This is a genomic window from Catenibacterium sp. (genome assembly GCF_052354645.1).
In the GTDB taxonomy this organism is placed as follows: domain Bacteria; phylum Bacillota_I; class Bacilli_A; order Erysipelotrichales; family Coprobacillaceae; genus Catenibacterium; species Catenibacterium mitsuoka_A.
On the sequence record NZ_DAWDDM010000111.1, the window covers coordinates 1 to 6334 of the forward strand.

Below are 6334 nucleotides of genomic sequence, written 5' to 3' on the forward strand. Positions count from 1 at the left end.
CTATTGTTTCTATTTCTTCTATCTTTTTTCTATGTGTATAGAGGCATAATTTCTCTACCTGATTAGAAATAGTGAGAAGATCATTTCCACAGCGTTCTAGTAATAAAGCAAGAGCATTGTCTTCAATAGAGGCATTTCTATGAACAATGGCTTCTCTGGTAGCTTTATAAAGCTGATTGAAGGTTAATTTCTCCATTTCATACCATTTCGCATTTTTACGTAATGATTTAACTGCTTTCTTTCTTTCATCAAAGTTACGCTGATCATGATATATTACAAATAATGTTGTTGGATTATCATGTTCAATATAATCTAAAAATAGTTTAACATCTTCATCTGTGACTAGCTTCTTTTTAGGTTTCTCTTTTGTAAGAAAGATTGGATTCTTTAATACAACCATCTTATATTCTGTAATAAAAGGCTGTGTTAAAGCATCTTCAATAATATCCTTCATAGGCGTTTCACCTGCATGATAGACCATATAGTTCATGTCATCACTTGTACATTGATATTTCTTTTTTAAGTCTTCTAATCTTTGTGCAAGTAATAGTTTTTCTTCTCCATATAATACAATATTCATAGTTCTCCATCCTTTTGTCCTATTCTACCATAAATTTATTAATAGCGGTAAATAAGATGTTGTCCTAAATAAGTGATAATAGAAAAGCTGCCATCAAGATCTGTACGCAGTATTTTAATCTTTCTTTCTTCTAATCGTTTAATAACAACACGAGCCGGGTGACCATAAAGATTATGTTCGCCTACACCAATCATTGCGATACGTGGATGAACCATTTGAAAGAATGTTACAGAAGAAGAATAACCACTGCCATGATGTGCAACCTTTAAGACATCCACATCTATTTCCCCATATTTCTTATAAAGGTCTTCTTCTACGTTACTTGGGATATCACCTGTAAATAAATAATTATAGCCTCCTGTTGTTATTAACATGACTAATGAGTTTTCATTAGTGGAAGGATAGATAACATCACTTTTAAGCATCTTGATTGTAATGAGCTTATTCTTCTCTTCTTTCTGATACGTATCAATAATACGCTTGACTTTATATTTCTTCTTTAATGAATCTAATGCACCATAGTGATCATAATCATGATGAGATATATAAACTCTATCAATACACGGTATACCCTGTGATTTAAGATAAGGGATGACATTATGTGAGGCAATATCATATTCCCTATTACCACCTGTATCAATCAAATAATTTCCTTGATTAAAAGGGAGACGAATGAGTGAACAATCTCCCTGTCCTACATCAATAGTAGAGACCTGCGTATAAGGTTTATAGATACTATATATATGGAAGCTAATCAGTAGTGCGCACAACAACGACATAGAAAATTGAATACTCTTTTTTTCTTCTAACAATAAGAAAATATTAAACAAGATAATGTAATAAAGAATAATAAATGAGAGTGTTGGTTTTTGAAAAATGATTTCTGCATTCAATGAAGTAATAAAGGTAAGAATCATCTGTTGGTAGGCAATCATCATCTTCATAATTAGATCTATTGGAAAAATAAGAGAGAGAAGTGTCACAATATAAAAACAGGATATAAAAGGAGAAAGAAGAACTGTTAAGAAATAAGAAAAGATATTGATAGAGAAATTAAGTGAGAGGACAATAGGAATACCACCTAAATAAATAAGGAAAGAGCGGTATGGAAAATGTTTGGTCATAATGACAAGAAAATAAATAAAATATGAAAAGACAAAAGAAATACTAAAGATGATATAAGGATTCTTGATAACATTAACTAAAACAAGAAATGATAAAACATCTAGCTGATTGAACTTCTCCTTCACAAGATCATAAATTACTAACATATAAAAAGCACGATGAAGAGATATATTATAAGGTATAGAAAAAACATAAAAGCCTATAAGTACTTTAATAATGATATCTGCAATATCATCACGTATAAACGATTTAATAAGACTGAGACATTTATAGAGTAAATGAATATGCATTCCTGAAAGAGCAAACATATGTACAAGAGAAAGACTTGTGAGGAGTGAATAGTCTTCTTTAATGGTGTCATCTTTAATGCCTAAGATAAATAGCTTCTGATAGCTTTTAATAGATTTTGAGGAAGAAAACTGTTTTTCTAATAATTGATAAAAGGAAGGATGAGATAAGACAGAAGTCACATGAGTGATTTTAGCCTTTGCAACGATATTGTTAGCTTTGAATGAATGATATTCATCATAACCTATAGGATCTTTACGATGCTTGATATCTAGAAAATTCAATTTGACAAGTACTTCATCATTATATTGAAACGTATGATCTGTATAGGCTTTAATCTTCCCATAACCAGTATTTAAAATAACATAATTATCTCTAACATCTTTCACTTTTCCGGACACAATAGAAGGCACTTCTGATGATGTGGCTGGTCTAAGTATAATTGGTAATAAAAAAAGAAGAAATAACATCTTTCTTCCAAATCGTTTTACTAGATAAATTAAATAAGCTAGTAGAAATATATAAAATAAAGGATGAACAAGATAAGCAACAGATAGTAATAAGACAAATACTGCATAATATACTAAATGATATCTTAAAGGCATAAGTAGTCACGGTAGATGAGATATTTCTTCTCACCGATTCCTTGTATATTCATAATGTCTTCTATTGTATAAAAGGGCTGTATCTGCCTATAGTCTATGAACTTCTGCGCTGTTTTCTCTCCTACTCCTTTTAATGTCATAAAGTCTTCTATTGTTCCTTTATTGAGTGAAATCATATTTGCTCTTTTTTCTGGTAAATAAAGACGCATCTCTGCTTGGATACTTCTATTCATATTTAAAGATTCCATACAGGCATTTTCTTTAACTCCAACTTCCTTAACCAAATCACTCATTGTCATCCCTTCTTTTATAGGGACTTCTCCTGTCTTGTTAAAAGCACCTTCTAATGTAATATAGACTTCTGACTTTTGTGTTGAACTGACCTTCTCAGGCTTTTGATAACCATATATAAATGAGGCAATACTTAGAAGAATCAGCCCTATAATCTTAATTTGACGCATAAAAAAAGAGAATTAAATTAATTCTCTCTTGTAATATGAAAATGCCTATAAGCAAGATCTGTCGCAATTCTGCCTCTTGAAGTACGTTTGATCAAGCCTTTTTGTAGTAAGTAAGGTTCATAGACATCTTCTAATGTCATTCTTTCTTCACCAATACTTGCAGCAAGTGCTTCTAGTCCCACAGGGCCGCCTTGGAAACGATTGATGATACCTAGTAAGTATTTATGATCGACATCATCTAGTCCTAGATTATCTACTTTTAAACGGTCCAATGCCTGCATTGTACGGTCTTTAGTAATGATTTCATCACCATAGAACTGCGCAAAGTCTCTGACACGTCTAAAGAGTCTATTCGCAATACGTGGCGTTCCTCTTGAACGTCTTGCAAGTTCCATCTTAGCTTCTTCTTCCATTGTCATACCATAGACTTTACTTGTACGAGAAATAATATCTCGGAGTTCTTCATCCTTATAATAATCAAGTTTAGCTACAATACCAAAACGATCACGCAATGGGGCTGAGATATCTCCTGCACGTGTAGTTGCTCCTACTAATGTGAAAGGAGGTAAATCAATACGTACAGAACGTGTTGTCGCATCTTTACCAATCATAACATCTACGCAAAAATCTTCCATTGCAGGATATAGTATTTCTTCTACTACTTTATTTAAACGATGAATTTCATCGATAAAGAGTACATCCCCAGGTTCAAGAGATGTAAGTAATGCAACCAGATCACCTGTTTTTTCAATAGAAGGTCCTGTTGTAATCTTGATATGAGTTCCCATTTCATTCGCAATAATCATCGACATTGTGGTTTTACCTAGTCCTGGAGGACCATAGAATAAAACATGATCAAGTGTTTCATCACGCATCTTTGCAGCACCCACAAAGACACGAAGGTTTTCTTTTAAATCATGCTGACCGACATATTCATCAAAAGAAGCCGGTCTTAAAGAACTTTCTTCATCCTCGATATGTTCATTTGTATCTAAAATATCACGATCCATAAGATTCTCCTTTCATTATTGTGTTAATAAAGCTAATGCACGTTTTACATAACCATTAGTATCTAGATTTTCACTAGATAATACTTTCATTGCTTTTTCTACATCATTTTGTTTATAGCCTAATGCGATTAATACTTCAGTGGCTTCTTCATAATCTGGAGAACTAAGAGGCTTCATTGCACGTTTATCAAACTTACCATGCAAGTCAAGAATGATCTGCTGTGCAGCTTTAGGACCAATACCTGGTATCTTCTTTAAATAAGCTGTATTTTTACCTTCTATCGCATCAATAATAGCATCAATCTCACCTGTTGCAAGAATACCAATAGCTGTTTTACAGCCTATCCCTTTTACAAGAATAAGCTTCTGAAATAATTCTTTTTCTTCTTTTTTCTTAAAGCCAAATAGAGTAATATCATCCTCTTTGACCTGCTGATAGATATAGACTGTGGCATCATCACCCTTTTTAAAATTATAGGGGTTGGATACATGTACTTCATAGCCTATTCCATGATTATCTATGACAATATGATCTGAATACAAATCTGCAATGATTCCTTTGATATAACTATACATAAAAATCTCCTTTACGCATTTCCTAATTCTATCATATGTCAAAAAAAAATACCATTTCTAGAAATGGTATTAATTATAAAATTCAAATTCGAAGTCATATAGGCGTACAGTATCGCCATCTTCACAGCCTGCTTCTCTTAATGCATCATCGATACCCATATTACGGATCTGTAATGCGAATCTCTGGAAGCCATCATCTGTAGTGAATGATGCCATCTGCACAAGTCTTTCAACCTTCTTACCAGTAACTTCCCATACACCATTACCTTTATTATGGATAGTGAATGGTTTTTCTTCTTCCTTATAAGTATAAAGAACACTTTCCTGTTCTTCTTCCTGATTAAAGAAGTCTGGAGCAGTTTCTAATGCATCAGCAACTGCATAAAGAACAGCATCGATACCCTCATGAATTGGTGCAATGATTGGGAATACTTTCTGATCTCCAAGCTTTTCCTTGAATTTCTTTAAGTTTTCTTCTGCTTCATCACCATCCATCTTATTAGCCACAATAATCTGTGGTCTTTCTAATAAGCGATATTCATATTCACCTAATTCTTTATTAATAGTGACATAATCTTCATATGGATCTCTGCCTTCGCTACCGCTCATATCAATAATATGAACAATAACACGACATCTTTCGATATGTCTTAAGAACTGATGACCTAAACCTTTACCCTGTGATGCGCCTTCAATAAGACCAGGTAGGTCAGCCATAACAAATGAACGACCATCCTTAACCTGTACAACACCTAAATTAGGCACGATAGTAGTAAAGTGATAATCAGCAATCTGTGGTCTTGCCTTTGAAACAACAGATAATAAAGTAGACTTACCAACACTTGGGAATCCTACTAATCCAACATCTGCAAGTAGCTTTAATTCTACTCTTAAATTGAATTTTTCACCTGGTTCACCATTTTCACAGATTTTAGGTGCTGGGTTACGTGATGAAGCGAATCTTGCATTCCCACGACCACCACGGCCACCTTTTGCGATTACAGCACGCTGACCATCCTTTGTAAGGTCGGCAATAATATTGCCTGTATCGTCATCATAAACACAAGTTCCTACTGGTACTCTGATGACTAAATCATCAGCATCAGCACCATGCATCTTTTTCGCATGACCTTTTTCACCATTTTGAGCCTTGTATTCACGATAATATCTTAAATCTAATAAAGTTGATAATGAGTTTGTTGCAACGAAGATAACACTTCCGCCACGACCTCCATCTCCTCCAGATGGACCTCCCTTTGGAACATGCGCTTCACGTCTGAAAGCAACTGTACCATTACCTCCAGTACCTGCTTGAACATAAATCTTAACGCGATCAATAAATTTCATGTATCCACCTTCTTTCTTTAAAAAAAGAATCCCATGGGGGATTCTTGAGATTAAGCTACAGGGTAAACAGATACCTGTTTCTTGTTTTTACCAAGTCTTTCGTATTTAACGACACCATCAACTTTAGCGAATAAAGTATCGTCTCCACCTTTACCAACATTAGTACCAGGATGAACCTTAGTACCTCTCTGTCTATAAATAATTGAACCAGCTGTGCAAGTCTGTCCATCAGAAAGCTTAGCACCTAAACGCTTTGATTCAGAGTCACGACCGTTCTTAGTAGAACCTACACCCTTTTTAGAAGCGAATAACTGTAAATCTAACTTTAACATAGTATTATAC

Annotated in this window: 7 protein-coding genes; all 7 read right to left on the bottom strand. The window is 33.9% G+C overall.

Going from position 1 to position 6334, the window contains the following annotated elements:
* Positions 1–580: DNA polymerase III subunit delta (gene holA, locus ACT8VG_RS06215; protein WP_444195425.1), on the bottom strand; the 580-nt coding region annotated here is incomplete at its 3' end.
* A 38-nt stretch (positions 581–618) separates the two neighbouring features.
* On the bottom strand, positions 619–2598 hold the full coding sequence (locus ACT8VG_RS06220) for a ComEC/Rec2 family competence protein (RefSeq protein ID WP_217106830.1): 1980 nt from the start codon (positions 2596–2598) through the stop codon (positions 619–621).
* Positions 2589–3059, bottom strand: coding sequence for a ComEA family DNA-binding protein (locus ACT8VG_RS06225; protein WP_117459036.1), 471 nt, complete (start codon positions 3057–3059; stop codon positions 2589–2591). The genes ACT8VG_RS06220 and ACT8VG_RS06225 overlap by 10 nt, the downstream gene beginning before the upstream one ends.
* Positions 3060–3076: 17 nt before the next feature.
* Positions 3077–4069 carry a Holliday junction branch migration DNA helicase RuvB gene (gene ruvB / locus ACT8VG_RS06230; protein WP_022425798.1) on the bottom strand — a complete coding sequence of 331 codons (993 nt, stop codon included), beginning with the start codon at positions 4067–4069 and terminating at the stop codon, positions 3077–3079.
* A 15-nt stretch (positions 4070–4084) separates the two neighbouring features.
* Positions 4085–4645 carry a Holliday junction branch migration protein RuvA gene (ruvA, locus tag ACT8VG_RS06235; RefSeq protein WP_217106829.1) on the bottom strand — a complete coding sequence of 187 codons (561 nt, stop codon included), beginning with the start codon at positions 4643–4645 and terminating at the stop codon, positions 4085–4087.
* Positions 4646–4714: 69 nt separating this feature from the next.
* Positions 4715–5992, bottom strand: coding sequence for a GTPase ObgE (gene obgE, locus ACT8VG_RS06240; protein ID WP_055233442.1), 1278 nt, complete (start codon positions 5990–5992; stop codon positions 4715–4717).
* Between the two features lie 50 nt (positions 5993–6042).
* Positions 6043–6324: a 50S ribosomal protein L27 gene (rpmA, locus tag ACT8VG_RS06245; RefSeq protein ID WP_022425801.1), complete on the bottom strand. Its 282-nt coding sequence runs from the start codon at positions 6322–6324 to the stop codon at positions 6043–6045.
* Positions 6325–6334: the final 10 nt, after the last annotated feature.